This is a genomic window from Hyphomicrobium zavarzinii ATCC 27496, assembly GCF_000383415.1.
Classification (GTDB): domain Bacteria; phylum Pseudomonadota; class Alphaproteobacteria; order Rhizobiales; family Hyphomicrobiaceae; genus Hyphomicrobium_C; species Hyphomicrobium_C zavarzinii.
This window is the reverse complement of the sequence record NZ_KB911261.1, coordinates 97,188-111,235: the sequence shown is the minus strand read 5'-3', so window position 1 is coordinate 111,235 and position 14,048 is coordinate 97,188. Positions and strand designations below refer to the sequence as shown.

The 14,048-nt window shown below is 64.1% G+C and carries 13 protein-coding genes, 2 tRNA genes and 1 pseudogene; 11 read left to right on the top strand and 5 right to left on the bottom strand.

What is annotated here, in order from left to right:
* Positions 1-120 precede the first annotated feature (120 nt).
* Genes F812_RS0118095 through F812_RS0118085 form a run of 3 tightly spaced genes read right to left on the bottom strand, consistent with a single transcriptional unit; the run spans position 121 to position 3,189 of the window.
* Positions 121-969 (bottom strand): ABC transporter ATP-binding protein, encoded by an 849-nt coding sequence (locus tag F812_RS0118095; protein WP_020087400.1) that lies wholly within the window; start codon positions 967-969, stop codon positions 121-123.
* Entirely contained in the window at positions 969-1,763 is a 795-nt protein-coding gene (locus F812_RS0118090; RefSeq protein ID WP_020087399.1) for an ABC transporter permease, read from the bottom strand. Before F812_RS0118090 ends, F812_RS0118095 begins: the two co-directional genes overlap by 1 nt.
* 10 nt (positions 1,764-1,773) lie before the next feature.
* The gene (locus F812_RS0118085) at positions 1,774-3,189 is read right to left on the bottom strand and encodes an ABC transporter substrate-binding protein (protein ID WP_020087398.1); all 1,416 of its coding nucleotides are present in this window, start codon (positions 3,187-3,189) and stop codon (positions 1,774-1,776) included.
* 260 nt (positions 3,190-3,449) lie between these two features.
* Between F812_RS0118085 and F812_RS24545 the strand changes: the two are divergent.
* A pseudogene (locus F812_RS24545) lies at positions 3,450-3,942 on the top strand (CreA family protein).
* Positions 3,943-3,955: 13 nt separating this feature from the next.
* On the opposite strand, the gene F812_RS0118075 reads toward F812_RS24545, so the two are convergent.
* Complete coding sequence (locus F812_RS0118075) at positions 3,956-5,356, bottom strand: virulence factor family protein (RefSeq protein ID WP_020087397.1); 1,401 nt, start codon at positions 5,354-5,356, stop codon at positions 3,956-3,958.
* The gene (gene mprF / locus F812_RS24540) at positions 5,356-8,034 is read right to left on the bottom strand and encodes a bifunctional lysylphosphatidylglycerol flippase/synthetase MprF (RefSeq protein WP_020087396.1); all 2,679 of its coding nucleotides are present in this window, start codon (positions 8,032-8,034) and stop codon (positions 5,356-5,358) included. Before mprF ends, F812_RS0118075 begins: the two co-directional genes overlap by 1 nt.
* Before the next feature lie 208 nt (positions 8,035-8,242).
* Here mprF and F812_RS26640 point away from each other — a divergent pair, with 208 nt between their 5' ends.
* From F812_RS26640 to rplA, 10 genes are all read left to right on the top strand, one after another.
* Complete coding sequence (locus F812_RS26640; RefSeq protein ID WP_156827511.1) at positions 8,243-8,602, top strand: hypothetical protein; 360 nt, start codon at positions 8,243-8,245, stop codon at positions 8,600-8,602.
* A 114-nt stretch (positions 8,603-8,716) separates the two neighbouring features.
* Positions 8,717-9,109 (top strand): hypothetical protein, encoded by a 393-nt coding sequence (locus F812_RS0118065; protein WP_020087395.1) that lies wholly within the window; start codon positions 8,717-8,719, stop codon positions 9,107-9,109.
* 123 nt (positions 9,110-9,232) lie between these two features.
* Positions 9,233-10,624, top strand: coding sequence for a S41 family peptidase (locus tag F812_RS0118060; protein ID WP_245257708.1), 1,392 nt, complete (start codon positions 9,233-9,235; stop codon positions 10,622-10,624).
* A 165-nt stretch (positions 10,625-10,789) separates the two neighbouring features.
* Positions 10,790-10,863, top strand: a tRNA-Gly gene (locus F812_RS0118055).
* Between the two features lie 53 nt (positions 10,864-10,916).
* Complete coding sequence (locus tag F812_RS0118050) at positions 10,917-11,240, top strand: YbjQ family protein (protein WP_020087393.1); 324 nt, start codon at positions 10,917-10,919, stop codon at positions 11,238-11,240.
* 217 nt (positions 11,241-11,457) lie between these two features.
* Positions 11,458-11,533, top strand: a tRNA-Trp gene (locus tag F812_RS0118045).
* 110 nt (positions 11,534-11,643) lie between these two features.
* Positions 11,644-11,841: a preprotein translocase subunit SecE gene (secE, locus tag F812_RS0118040; protein WP_020087392.1), complete on the top strand. Its 198-nt coding sequence runs from the start codon at positions 11,644-11,646 to the stop codon at positions 11,839-11,841.
* A 68-nt stretch (positions 11,842-11,909) separates the two neighbouring features.
* Positions 11,910-12,446 (top strand): transcription termination/antitermination protein NusG, encoded by a 537-nt coding sequence (gene nusG / locus F812_RS0118035; protein WP_020087391.1) that lies wholly within the window; start codon positions 11,910-11,912, stop codon positions 12,444-12,446.
* Positions 12,447-12,602: 156 nt separating this feature from the next.
* A complete protein-coding gene (gene rplK / locus F812_RS0118030) occupies positions 12,603-13,049 on the top strand; it encodes a 50S ribosomal protein L11 (protein WP_020087390.1) in 447 nt (148 codons plus the stop codon).
* A gap of 4 nt (positions 13,050-13,053) precedes the next feature.
* Positions 13,054-13,818: a 50S ribosomal protein L1 gene (rplA, locus tag F812_RS0118025; RefSeq protein ID WP_020087389.1), complete on the top strand. Its 765-nt coding sequence runs from the start codon at positions 13,054-13,056 to the stop codon at positions 13,816-13,818.
* The last annotated feature ends 230 nt before the right edge of the window (positions 13,819-14,048 follow it).

Sequence of the window (14,048 nt, the reverse complement as noted above, 5' to 3'; positions counted from 1 at the left end):
GCCAAAGAGAAGAAGCGCGCCGGGCCTCTCGTGATCCGGCGCGTTTTTCTTTGAACGCAGTTTGTCAGGCGGATGCGCGCTGAGCGCTGTCGGACAACGCGCCGGACTTCTGAAGCGTCGCTATTCGCTATCCCCCGTTCCAAGGCCGAGAGGGGAGAGTCGCGGCAGCGGCACGCCGTCCGGCCGCACGCGCAACAGCTCGAGGCAGTGATGCTTGAGCCGTCCGAACTCCTGCGAGGCGACGATGTCGGTCGAGCGCGGGCGTTTGAAGGGAACCGGGATCTCCTCCAGAATACGCCCAGGCCGGGGGCTCATCACGATGATGCGGTCGGCGAGAAACAGCGCCTCGTCGATGTCGTGCGTCACGAACACGATGGTCGTGCGCACGCGCGTCCAGATGTCGAGCAAGAGCTCCTGCATCATCATGCGCGTCAGCGCGTCGAGGGCGCCGAACGGCTCGTCCATCAGCAGGAGGCGCGGCTTGTTGACGAGCACGCGTGCGATCTCCACGCGCTGCTGCATGCCGCCGGAAAGCTGCTTCGGATAGCGCCCGGCGAAATCGGCCAGGCCGACCAGATCGAGGATCGCGTCGGCCTGCCGCCGTCGCTCTCCTTTTGCGACGCCGCGCATCTTGGGACCGAACGCGACGTTGTCTCGCGCGGTCTTCCACGGGAACAGCGTATGGTGCTGGAACACGATGCCGCGATCGGGATGCGGACCCGTGACAGGCGCGCCATCCACATGCAACTTTCCCGAAGCCGGCGCGATATGCCCGGCCAGAGCGCCGAGCAGCGTGGACTTCCCGCAACCGGACGGCCCGATCACGCAGACGAGTTCGCCGGGCTCGATGGAGAAGCTCACCTCTTGCACGGCTTCGAATGCCTGCGCACCGCGGCCGAGCCGGATCGAAACGTCCTGCGCCTCGATGCGGCCAAGCTCCGGTCGGGCCAATCTTTCGCGTCCGCTCATCAGCGTGTCTCCCCCACCGTGTGCCAGGGCGTGAGACGCGCGCCGATCCAGCGCAGGAGCGCGCTCGAGCCCATGCCGAGCAGGCCGATCAGGATCATGCCGACGATGATGTCGGCGTAGTTCTGGATCGTGTACGCTTCCCACGTGTAGTAGCCGATGCCGAACTGACCCGAGATCATCTCGGCGGTGACGAGGCAGAACCAGCTCGTGCCCATGCCGATCGCAAGTCCCGTCACGATGCTCGGGGCCGCGCCGGGAAGCACCACCTCGCGCAGGATGGCGCCCGGCGTTCCCCCAAGGCTTTTGGCCGATGCCACCAGACGCGGATCGACGCTCTCGACGCCATGAATGGTGTTGAGGAGAATGGGGAACAGCGCGCCGATGAAGGTGATGTAGATCATCGAGGCCTCCGACGACGGAAACAGCAGCACCGCGAGCGGAATCCACGCCACCGCCGGGATCGGACGCAGGATCTCGAGCGGTGGCAGGAGGATATCGGCCGCCCGCCGCGAGCGCCCGATCGCAAGTCCGAGCGCGATCCCTGCGAAGGCCGCGATCGCATAGCCGGCCGTGACGCGGGCCAGGCTGCTCCTCACGTGGTCGACGGCCTTCGCGGACTGCACGAAGGCGATCGCCGCCTCGAGCACTTCGGTCGGCGGCGGCACGTTCACGAACGTGACGAGGCCGAGGTTGAGCCGCAGCGTCGACGCCGTCTGCCACACGAGGAGGAAGACGGCGATCGATGCGGCTCGGAGTGTCCACCGGGCGAGCCCGGTATCGCTCGATGAGGCCACGCCTTTGACCTCAGTTGCTGGCCAGAACCGCGGAGCGGGCGCCGGGGAAGTCGAGAACCTTCCCGCCCTTCTCCTTGGCCCAGGCTTCCGCCTGCTCCTTGAGCAGGAAGGCGCTCACCTCGCCGGTATCGGCGCGCACGAACCAGGCCTGGTTGCCGAGCAGCTTGATGCCGCTGTTGCGATCCTGGGCGTAGAGCACGCGGATGGTCTTGCCCTCGGCCTCGATCGTCTTGAGGGCCTTGAGTGCGTTCTCGGCCGAGGCGTAGTGGCGAACCAGAGGCTCGTCCTTTACCCAAATCTGCGCGACCCGCTTCGGATCCTTGATCTCTTCGCCCGTCACCGCGTCCTTGGCCTTGAGCGGGAGCTGGTCATAGTTTTTGAGCGCGGCGTCGTAGTCGCGGCCCGAGGCTTTGAAAGCCTCCTTGATGAAGCGATCCGAAACGAAGCTGTCGACGTCGATGCCTTGGTCGGCCTTCTTGAGCAGCTTCAGCGTCTCGATGGAGGTGCCGACGGCCTTGCGATACTCGGGCTTCCAGGTGAGGTCGCGCGTCTGAAGGCCGAGAGGCCCGTGGAACAGGTAGTTCACCTCCGCCTCGACGCCCGTGATCTTCGCCACCAGCTCGCTGTACTTCTCGGGCTCCTCGGCGAACAGCCGGTCGGCTTCGAGCGCGGCCTGCAGGAACGCGACGACGATCTCCGGGTACTTCTCGGCATAGGCCGCATCCACGAGGCCGCCATGGAACGTGGGCCCGTCGGCCTGCGAGCCGTCATAGATCTTGCGCGCGAAGCCCCGCCACGGGAACAGCTCGGCGAACGGCACGAAGTCGGCATGCGCCTCGATCTGGTTCGACTGCAAGGCAGGCCCTGCCACTTCGGGAGCCTGCGTGATGATCTTCACGTCCTTGTCGGGATCCCAGCCCTGCGCCTTGATGGCGCGTAGCAGCAGGCCATGCGAGGTCGAGGCGAACGGAACCGAGATGGTCTTGCCCTTGAGATCGGCGATCGACTGCACCTGGGAGATGGCGGGAACCACGATGCCATTGCCGGAGCCCTTCACGCTGCCTGACAGCACGGTAATGAACAGACTCTTGCGCCCCGCTTTCTCGTGCGCGACGCCGTTGAGCGAGCCCGGGAAATCCGCCATCAGGCCGAAATCGAGCTTGCCCGCGATCTGCTCGTTGGTGATCGGAGCGCCACTCGTGAAATTCTTCCACTGAATGTCGTAGGTGACGTCCTTGTACTTGCCGTCTTTCGGCAAATATTTCTCGAGCAGCTTGAGCTCGCGCACGAGCAGCCCGCCGGTTGCGGTGTTGATCGTGGTGTCCTGGGTGCCGATGGCAACCCGGACGGTCTCGGCTGCGTTAGCCGTCGTGGCGAAGCTGCTCACGGTGAGCAGCAACGCCGAGAAGAGCGTTTTCAATCGCATGGATATCCCTCGTGCCAAGCCCGGTTCCAAGTCCGGTTCAGGTTTCCGCAGACGCGCGCAGGGTGATGTCCACGCGCTCGCAAGGTTGCGGTGAGGGAGTGACTGTGCAGGTCGTCCAAGGGACCATGAAGCAATTAGTTTACAGGCCTATTAGACTGTTTTCTCATATGATTTTTTAGATAAGCATATCGGAAATGCTGGCAAGAGGGCGGGCGCTCCGGCACGGCGAGGCGCCCGCTCGAACACGAGGGATGCAAAAGATGAGACTGCTGAAGGCGATGATCGTTGGCGCGGTGCTCTGTGCCGGATCGGCGGCGCATGCCGACGATCCCGACCTGATCTTCAGGAAGACGACCGTATGGAAGTTCCTGTCGCCGGATCACAAGCTCGGCACGTATGCCATCGACGATCCGGACGTGGAAGGCGTGGCCTGCTATTTCACGGTGCCCGAGAAGGGCGGCTGGATCGGCTGGCTCGGCCTTGCGGAGGAGCTCCTGCCGCCAGGTCGGTCCCATAAAGTTCAAGCGTAAGCTGCAGCAGGGCGATGAAGCCTTCAGCCAGCGCCGCTCGCTGATTTTCAAGCGCATGCAGATCGTGCGCGGCTGCGACGCCAAGCGCAACGTGCTGGTCTATCTCGTCTACACCGACAAGATGATCGAAGGCAGTCCGGAGAACTCCACGTCGAGCGTGCCGATCAGTCCGTGGGGCGAGACGACACCGCCCGCCAAATGCGCCGACTGGATCAGCAACTAAGAAGCGCCGCCGCTCAGTCGACCTTTTCGGTGGCCTTCAGCCTCTTCAGGATCTCGTCGGCGATCACTTGATAGTTGCCGTCGAAATGGTGGCCGCCCGGACGTTCGATCCGGGTGGCGCCATCCATTCCGGGCAGCACGCAAGCCGTGCTGTTGTCGTCCTTCTCCTCGACGCCGTAGAAGCAGAGCACCTTGGATTTCGGGAGCCCCGCGAGGTACGGCTTCACATCGATGTTCGTCGAGGGCGCCATGCCGAGCCAACCCGATACCGACACTTCGAGATCGAACGTCGGCTCGAAGCCAAGCAGCGCGATGACCGTCGTCCGCTCTTGCGTGTTGGGTTCGAGCTCCGGCCAAGCCATCGGCAAGACGTCCGCGCCGAACGAGTAGCCGGTCAGCGCCAGCGATTGCAGTTTCCATTTTTCCCGATAGTGATCGGCGATCCGCTCGATGTCGGCCGCGATTTGGCTCGGCTCCTTCCGGCTCCAGAAGTAGCGGAGCGAGTCGAGCCCGACGACCGCGACGCCCCGCTCCGAGAGATACTCGCCGATCTGCTTGTCGATATCGCGCCAGCCGCCGTCGCCGGAAAGCAGGATGAGCAGCGTCGTCGCCGTGCCTTTCGCGGGTAGCTCCGTCAGCGGCAGGTCTGCGAGTGCCTGGCCGGTCGGCGGCTTCATGTCGAACAGGGCTTTTATCGCCGCATCGAACCGCGTCGCATCGTCCCCGGGAACGATCTGGATCGCCGTCTGCTCGGGCTTCGCCGCAAAGGCCTTCACCGCGTCCGAAGGCGCATTGTCCACCACCAGTGCCCAGGGCGCGGGCAGATCGTCCTTGGGATCGTAGGTGATGCTGCCGCGGTTGTCGGACGCCACGGGCGCGCCGTCGCAGATCGGACGTTTGGTCGGAAAGCTCGGGGAGAAGCCGAGGCTCACGGCGCCGCCCGCAGTGTTTGCAGGCGCCTGCGCGAGGGCGAGATAGGCGAGCGTGCCGCCCTCGCCGGTGCCGAGCAGCAGCGGCCATTGCCAGTCCGTCATGCCGAGCTTGCGCTGGGCATTGCGCGAAAGGTCCTCGAAATCTCCGAATACATAGTGGCAGGTGTCGTCGTTGTGCTTCGCGAACACGGCCTTGAGCGCTGCGAGATCGATCAGCGCAACCGCCGCGTTCTGCGCGACGAGCTTGTCGGCTTCCGCCAGACGCTCGCTGGTCAGCCCGTCCGTTCCCGAAATGAAGATCACGAAATGCTTGGGCTCCTCGGCGGGCGCGAGGATCTTGATGGTGCCGAGCGTGTCCTGGGTGAGGCTGATGCTGCGCGTTTCGGCAAGCGCCGGGAGACTGAAAAAGCTCGCGAGCAAGGCCGCGAGCGGCAGGACAAGACGCCGGAGATTGAAACCGAGCGGCTTTGGCTGGGGCGTCATCAAGTCGTCTCCTCGGTGCGCGCCCGGGAAGGCGCGGTGGCGATCAGCGTCGTCACGTCGATCAGGATTTGCGGCAGAAGCACGCCGCTGGGATAAGCGAGGTATTTGGGGCGCCATTCAGGCCGGAATTTGCTCTTGAACGAGCGCAACCCTTCGAATTTGTAGAACCTGTCGCCGTGGCGTGAAATCCACGTCGCCATGCGGCTCCAGAGCGGCGCGAGGCGGTGTCGCGGCAGGCCCGACAACGGTGCCATCCCGAGATTGAACCAGTGGTATCTCTCTGTCTTGGCGTAATCCATGAGCGCGGTGAATAGGAAGTCCATGGTGCCGTTGGGTGCCTCGTGGCGAACGCGCATGATGTCGATGGACATCTCGTTGCGGTTGGCGCTGCGCCAGATGTTGGCAAAGGCGGCGATCCGGCCGTTGATGCGCACGATGGCGATGTCGTGTTGCGTCATGTATGCGTCGGTCCAGTAGCCGAGCGAGAAGCCCTTCTCCTTTTGCTTCCGTTCCTTGAGCCACGCATCCGAGACGCGCCGGAGCTCCGGTAGAACCGGCGTGACGTTGGCCGCAGGCACCACCTCGAAGGTGGCGCCCGTGCGCTGCGCCTTGGACATGGCGTGTCGCAGCTTGCGGCCTTCCGCGCCGTCGAGCGTGAACGCGCCGAGATCGACCCACGCCTCCTCGCCGAGTTTCACCATGGAGAACCCGGCATCGAGATAAATGGGAAGGTTCTCGCTCGAGACCTGGTAGAACGCCGGCACGCCGGAGTTCCGGTCCACAAGCTCCTTGAACTGCCAGACAAGCGCCGCGACCTCGTCGTCGTCGCCGTTGACGATGGGATCGCCCATTGCGATCCAGCTCGATCCCTGCGTGCCGAACATCACGAAGCCGGTCTTCTCGGCGTTGAACAGGAAACGTTTGTCGCCGATCAGCGCCAGATTGGCATGGGCGAACTCGGACGCCGCCGCGATCGAGCGCGCCGTGTCGAGCTCCTCCCGCGAGGCCGTGTTGCGTGCGGGCGCGGCGCGGTTGATCAGTCGATAGACGACCGTGATCAGAACGGTGACGGCGATACCGACGGTGGCCCGGAGGAAGCGGGACGCGTCCCCTCTGTACGCGAAATCCCACCACAGCGTGTCGTCATAGGCCACGTCCCGGAAGGCGATGAAGCCGATCCAGATCGAGGTGATGGACGCAAGCCCGATCGCCAGGATCTCGCTCGGCTGCAGCGCGCCCGAGAGAACGCCGCCCTTGCGATAGAACCACCGGTTGCCCGCGATCAGAAGGCCCGCGATAGTGAGGCACACCACGGCCTCCTCGTAGTCGATGCCTTTGAGCAGCGAGAACGCCGCCCCGAGCAGCAGGAGCGTCGTCGCGACGCGCCAAGCGCTTTCGAGCCGCCGGGCGAGACCATAGGCGACGATCAGCAACAGCGTGCCGGCTATGCTGGCGACGAAATGCGAGGCTTCGACGAAGGGCAGCGGCACCGCATAGCGCAGGATGGCCATGCGGTGATGCTCGGCGGGTAGCGAGCCGGACACCATGAGGATGAACCCGCCGAGGAAGACGAGAATGGCCGACACCAGCGGAATCGAGGCGCCGAGCGACGAGCCGAGCCGCTTGGCATGTTTCGCGAGCGCCTCCTGCCGTTCCCTGAGTTCCAGAAAGGCGAGGGCGCCCGCCGCGAGCCCCATCGGCAGAAGGTAATAGATGAAGCGGAACAAGAGCAACGAGGCCAGAAGGCCGCTTGCGGGTGCCGTGGGCAGGGCCAGAAGGATGATGCCCTCGAACACGCCAAGTCCACCCGGAACGTGGCTGATCACGCCGAGCGCGATGGCGGAAACGAAGATGACCAGAAAAGCTGGAAAGCTGAGCGTCACTTCGGAGGGCAGCAGAGCCCACAGCGCGAAGCCCGACGCCACGATGTCGGTTGCGCCGACGAGCAGGGCGAGCCCGGTGACGGTGCCGTCGGGAGCAGGCACGTCGAGGCCTGGAATCTTGGGGCGCCGCGTCGCCGTATACCACCAGCTCCACAGGACGAGACCAATCAGGGCGAAGCCCAGGGCCCGCGCGCCGGCTTCCGGCATGGAGAGAACGGTCTCCGCGACGTCCGGCGCGATCACGAGCGAAAGCCCCGCCACGGCGGCGATGCCGGTCCAGATGGCGAGCGCCGCGAACACGCTGGTCGCCAGGATGTGGTCCGGCTTGACCCCGGCCGCGCCGTAGAGGCGCATTCGCACCGCGCCCCCCGTGAGAATTCCGAAGCCGAAATTGAACGTGAACGCCTGGCTCACGAACGACGTGAGCGCGACCGTGCTGAACGGGATGCGCACGGCGCCGAGATGGCGGAGCGCGAGCACATCGTATCCCGTGAGCGCGAAATAGGAGATCGCGGTTCCGAGGAGGGCGAGCGCGATCTGATCGCTCCGCGTTTGAGCGAGCGCCACGCGCACCTCGTGCCAGGAGGTGACCTCGATCTCGTGATAGAGCGCGAAGCACACGATGGCGAACAGCACCAGCACCACGCCCGCTCGCACGCGTGAGTTTCCGGCGAGCCGGGCGAGGCGGCTGCCTGCGAGCACCGGCGCGTCGATGGTCGCCGCCTCGCCCGCGTGCGGGTCCGCTCCGGGGCTCGTCACGCGTTCTGCGGTTGCATTCGAATTATGCTTGGCCATCTGGTTCGCTTGGTCTTCTGCCGGCTGGATGCAGCCTTGACGACACGCCTCAATCGCACAACGGGCAAATCGCGCAAATGTATCAAGTCCTGCCTGCCGGCGCCTTGCTGTCCGTGAAACCGCGGGGCGGAGGGGAACGCCGCCGCACGCCCCTGGTTATTCTTCAAATGCGACCTATGTGTTGGAAGGATGCACGAGGACGTGCCCGGTGAAAAACGCGTTCATAAATCGTAGTAATTGGCTCGGCATTTTGGTCGCCCTGGTCTGCGGCGCGGTGGCGAGCCTGGCGTTTGCCCTCGGCGAAGCCGACGGGCGATCCTCCAGCACTGGCCGCGCCTCCCCGGAAACAACCGCCATTGCGAGCCTGACGGAGGGCGGGTCCCTCTGGCTCGATCCATGGGCTAGCCCTGAAACCGGGGGTGATCCCGGCCTGGCGCTGCTCGGCAGCCTTGCCATCGCGGCCCTGTTCGGCACTGCCTTTCTGCGCGCGGCGAGGCCCGCACGCCTAGCCCTCATTCCGGTCTGTCGCGTTCGCAATGGTCCGACGCGCGGGCCCCCTTCAGCCTGACCTCACTTTTTTGCGACTGGCCTCTGGCAGCGGGAATGTCCTGGTTGCCCGGAGCCTGCCCTTTCGCCGGGGAAGGAGATTTCGCTCCACGCGAACCAAGAAGGAGTAAGGCAAATGAATGCAGTCTCGAAAATAGCCGCCGCTTGCGCGGGTGGCGTTGTAGCGATCGGTCTTGCCGCGGGAGCGGCGGGAGCCGCTGGCGGCCATATGCCGATGGGCGGCATGGGCATGCCGCATATGAGCATGGGCAGCCCTCACATGGGGCACGCGATGGGACACGCGCCCATGGCACACCATATGGAACATCACATGGGGCCGATCCACACGGCTCACATGCATCCCGGTCACGACCATCATCATTTCCATCACCGCCATGGTGTCGTGTTCGGGGTCGGCGACGTCTATGTGGGAGACTACGGCTACTACAGCTGCGGCTACGAATATTCCCGCTGGCAAGCGACGGGCAGTCCGTACTGGCGTGAACGCTACTACGACTGCGTGGACTAGCAGGTAGGAGATGCGGCGGCCCGGCCAGAACCTGCGAGCCGCCGCATGAGGTAAGTTTCCGCGCCTCCGACACGATCCGGGGCGGCGCGGCCGCAAGATGATATCGTTGGAGCTTTCGCCGCCATGATGGGATCCTGGTCACGCGCCACGCGGCGCTGCGTGATAGCCGCAATGATGGCGGCGTCGGTAGGCGCCACGCTGAGCGTGGACGCTTTCTCAGCATCGAAATCAAAGCTCGATCGCGAGCTCAATCTCTTCGGCGAGGTTATCCAGCAGATCCAAGCCAACTACGTGGACAAGCCGGATGACGCCAAGATGATGGAAGGCGCCATCAACGGCATGCTGGCCGCGCTCGATCCTCATTCCTCGTACATGAGCCAGAAGGAATACGAGCGCATGAGCGAGGAGATTTCCGGAACGTTTGGCGGCGTCGGCCTCGAGATCCAGGCGGAGCATGACGCCATCCGCATTGTCACGGTGATCGGAGGAACGCCGGCCGCGAGATCCGGCCTCAAGTCCAACGATGTCATCGTGAAGATCGATAACGACGAGACTGACGGCATGCCGCTGGAGAAAGCCGTCGATCGCATGCATGGTGCGCCCGGTTCGAAGGTGACGCTCACCGTCACGCGCAAAGGTGTGGACGCCCCGATCTCCGTGACGTTGAGGCGCGAGATCATCAACGTCAGCCCTGTCGAGCAGCGTGCGGAAGGCAACGTCGCCTACATCAAGGTCACGACATTCAACGGCCAGACCGCCGAGAAGCTTGCCGCCGCCATCGCCGCGACGAAGAAGGCCATCGGCCCCGGTCTCAAGGGATACGTGCTCGATCTCAGGAACAATCCAGGCGGCTTGCTGGAGCAGGCCATAGCGGTGACGAGCGAAGCCGTTGCGAAGGGGCGCATCGTCAGCATCAAGGGCCGCAGCAAGGCTGACACGACCGACTTCGACGCCGATGGCGCCGACCTCATGAAGGGCAAGCCGATCGTCGTCCTGATCAACGGTGCAACGGCGAGCGCCGCCGAGATCGTCGCAGGCGCCCTTCAGGACGACAGGCGAGCCATCGTCGTGGGCACACGCTCGTTCGGCAAGGGAACCGTCCAGACCATCCTTCCGCTCGGCGGATCGAAGGGCGCCCTGCGCCTAACCACGGCGCGCTACTTCACTCCGTCGGGCCGGTCCATTCAGGCCAAGGGCATCGATCCCGACGTTCTGGTGGAGGAGAAGGTCCCGGACAGCGTGAAGGCGGCCGCCGCCGAAGGGGCGCTGACCGGCGGGGAGCAGTCCCTCGCCAATCATCTGAGGAACCCGGATGGAGAGGCTGCCGAGGCTGGGACCGCGCGCTCAATCCCCTACGTTCCGGAGAACTCAGCCGACGATACGCAGCTCCACTATGCGCTCGACTTCCTGAACCGGCTCCCGGCCGGGACGCTGCAGGTCAATGTGCCTCGCCCGGCGCCTGAGCTCGCGTCCCGAGCGCCGGCTCCACCCGCGCCGGCTGTCGTGCCGAACTGAGAGAAGCTGAGGAAGTCGTCCCGCAAGCTGCGCCAGCACCTTCCCAATCGCGCCGATTACACTTATAGAAGCGGGCCGAGCATCGGGCGGCGAGCCGCCAGTGCCCCTTCCAGGGGTAAGACGTTATGAGGAAGCGTCCTCAAGCCGCTGTTTCGACTGAGTTTCGCGGGTGTAGCTCAATGGTAGAGCAGCAGCCTTCCAAGCTGAATACGTGGGTTCGATTCCCATCACCCGCTCCAGTTTCCCGGCGCATGAAACGCGCCGTGGTCTGAGCCGCCGCGGAGCGCTCCTCATGATCGTCACCACCACCAACGAGCTTGAAGGCTATCGGGTCGTTCGCCACCTGGGCGTGGCACGGGGGCTGACAGTCCGGTCTCGATCCGTGGTCGGAAACATAGGCGCAGCCATACAAATTCTGTTCGGCGGCACCATATCGGTTTACACCAAGCTGGCCGAGGAGACCCGGCAGGAGGCGTTCGACCTGCTGATCAAGCAGGCCGAGGCCATGGGGGCCAATGCGATTCTCGCCATGCGCTACGATGCCAACGAGATTGCCTCGGCGGTGACCGAGGTGCTGGCTTACGGCACCGCCGTCGTCGTTGAAAAGACAGGCTGAACGGCGAAAAAACTCCCCTCCGTAAAGCCCGGAAAATGGGCCTTTTGGGGCGTTTGGACGGGCGCATGACCGGCCCGCAACGAGCAAGTCCAGAAAAAGGCGCTCGATAAAGTGTCCACAGGCGAGTGACAAACGTAAAAAGTTCAGCTAAGGATGCCGCCCCCGCATAAGGCATGTGCGCCTTTCGCGTCGACGAGGCGTGTACGAGCCGTGCGATAGGGGAGTAGCTCAATTGGCAGAGCGTCGGTCTCCAAAACCGAAGGCTGGGGGTTCGAGACCCTCCTCCCCTGCCAGCTGTTTGGGGCGGGATCGAATGAAGAGGGCGCGTGATCCGGCTCATAAGACGAACCCTTTAAACACAGGGCGCGTCAATCTGTCGCATGGCGCTTAGGAAGCGGTTTTGATGTCGAAGTTCAATCCGTTTGAATTTGTTCAAGAGGTACGGCAGGAGGTCTCCAAAGTCACCTGGCCGACGTGGAAGGAAGTGTGGATTACCACGCTGATGGTCCTCGTCATGGTGTCGTTGGCTTCAGCCTTTTTTCTCGTTACGGACCAGGCCCTTGGGCATCTGGTCAACATGGTGCTTGGACTCCGCGGTTGATCGGGCTTCAAGTGAGCCGGGTCGCGAGCGCCTTCACTGCGAAGGCAGGACATAGAGACGAATTGAGAATGGCCAAGCGCTGGTACATCGTTCACGCCTACACCAACTTCGAGCGCAAGGTGGCCGAAGCCATCAAGGAGCGCGCGCGGTCGGCTGGGCTCGAGCACCTTTTCGAGGAGGTGGTCGTGCCGACCGAGGAGGTCGTGGAGGTCAAGCGCGGCCGCAAGGTGCAGGCTGAGCGGAAGTTCCTGCCGGGCTACGTGCTGGTCAACATGGAGATGACCGACGCCGCCTTCGTGCTCATCAAGAACACGCCGAAGGTCACGGGCTTCCTGGGCGCCGACAACAAGCCGATCGCCATCTCCAACGAGGAGGCTGCCCGCATCCTCAACCAGGTGAAGGAAGGCGTGGAGCGTCCGAAGCCCTCGATCATCTACGAGGTGGGCGAGCAGGTGAAGGTCGTCGATGGACCGTTCGCCTCTTTCCAGGGCGAGGTCGAGGAAGTGGACGGCGAGCGTTCGCGTCTCAAGGTCGGCGTGTCGATCTTCGGGCGCAAGACGCCGGTCGAGCTGGAATTCGGGCAGGTGGAGAAGGTGCCAGCCTAAAACGACGAGCTTCCGGCGTAACCGCGCCGGTTGAGAGAGGTGAGCCGATGGTTCGGTCATCTCTCGAATGTGCGGGAGGGTTTGGGGCGAAAGCTCGGATCCGTGGACCGCTAACCCTGGGAAGCCTCGAGCTTCCTGCAGAACTTAGGGGATACGATGGCAAAGAAGATAGACGGCTACATCAACCTTCAGGTCCCGGCAGGAGCGGCCAATCCGTCTCCGCCGATCGGCCCCGCGCTCGGCCAGCGCGGCGTAAACATCATGGAATTCTGCAAGTCCTTCAATGCGAAGACGAAGGACCTGGAGCAGGGTACGCCGATTCCGGTGAAGATCACCGTGTTCTCGGACCGCTCCTTCACCTTCGAGATGCGCACGCCGCCGGCGACGTTCCTCATCAAGAAGGCCGCAGGCATGAAGCCCACCGGCAAGCCGGGCTCGGGCTCCAAGAACCCCGGCCGCGACGTGGCTGGCTCGATCACCATGGCTCAGCTCCGCGACATCGCGAAGGTGAAGCTCAAGGACATGAACACGGACAATCTCGACCAGGCCACCAAGACGATTGCCGGCTCCGCCCGCTCGATGGGCCTCAAGGTGGTGGAGTAAACCGATGGCGAAAGAAGCAGCAAAGAAGTCCGTTTCTGAGGACGCAGTGAAGGCGACGCGCGAAGCCGGCGGCAAGCGCAACGCGGCCGTCCGCGAAGGCATCGATCGGAACAAGGCTTACGGCGTTGACGAGGCCGTGCGTCTCATCAAGGCCCGCGCCAAGGCCAAGTTCGACGAGACCGTCGAGGTCGCGATGAACCTCGGCGTCGATCCGAAGCACGCCGATCAGATGGTGCGCGGCGTTTGCAACCTGCCGAACGGCTCGGGCCGTACCTCCCGCGTCGCCGTCTTCGCGCGCGGTCCCAAGGCCGAAGAGGCCAAGGCAGCCGGTGCCGACGTGGTTGGCGCTGAGGATCTGGTCGACATCGTCTCGAAGGGCACGATCAATTTCGATCGCTGCATCGCGACGCCGGACATGATGGGCCTCGTCGGCCGTCTCGGTAAGGTGCTGGGCCCGCGCGGCCTGATGCCGAACCCGCGCGTCGGCACGGTGACCATGGATGTCGCCTCCGCCGTCAAGGGCGCCAAGGGCGGCTCGGTCGAGTTCCGCGTCGAGAAAGCCGGTATCGTCCACGCCGGCGTCGGCAAGGCGAGCTTTACCGAGCAGGCCCTCGTCGAGAACATCAAGGCATTCGTCGAAGCCGTGTCGAAAGCCAAGCCTGCGGGCTCCAAGGGCACCTATATCAAGAAGGTGTCGCTGAGCTCCACCATGGGACCGGGCCTCAAGATCGAGACCGGCTCCGTCGTTTCGGCAACTCCGGCGGCCTAAGCCAGCCGAGTTGCTCGCAAGAATTCCGGGCCGCCTTTCGCAAGAGGAGCGGCCTGGGATCTCGGCAGAGAAGCCCCCGGGCCGATCTGCCGAGGACCTGTCCGAGATTGATGGGCGCCGATCCGGCTTGCCGGTGACGCATAATCCTCAGATGAGGGCCCGCATGAGACGGGAGACCACCCGGTTTGACGCCCGAATGGGCGCCTTGCCGGTATGAGCCTTCTGGGTCA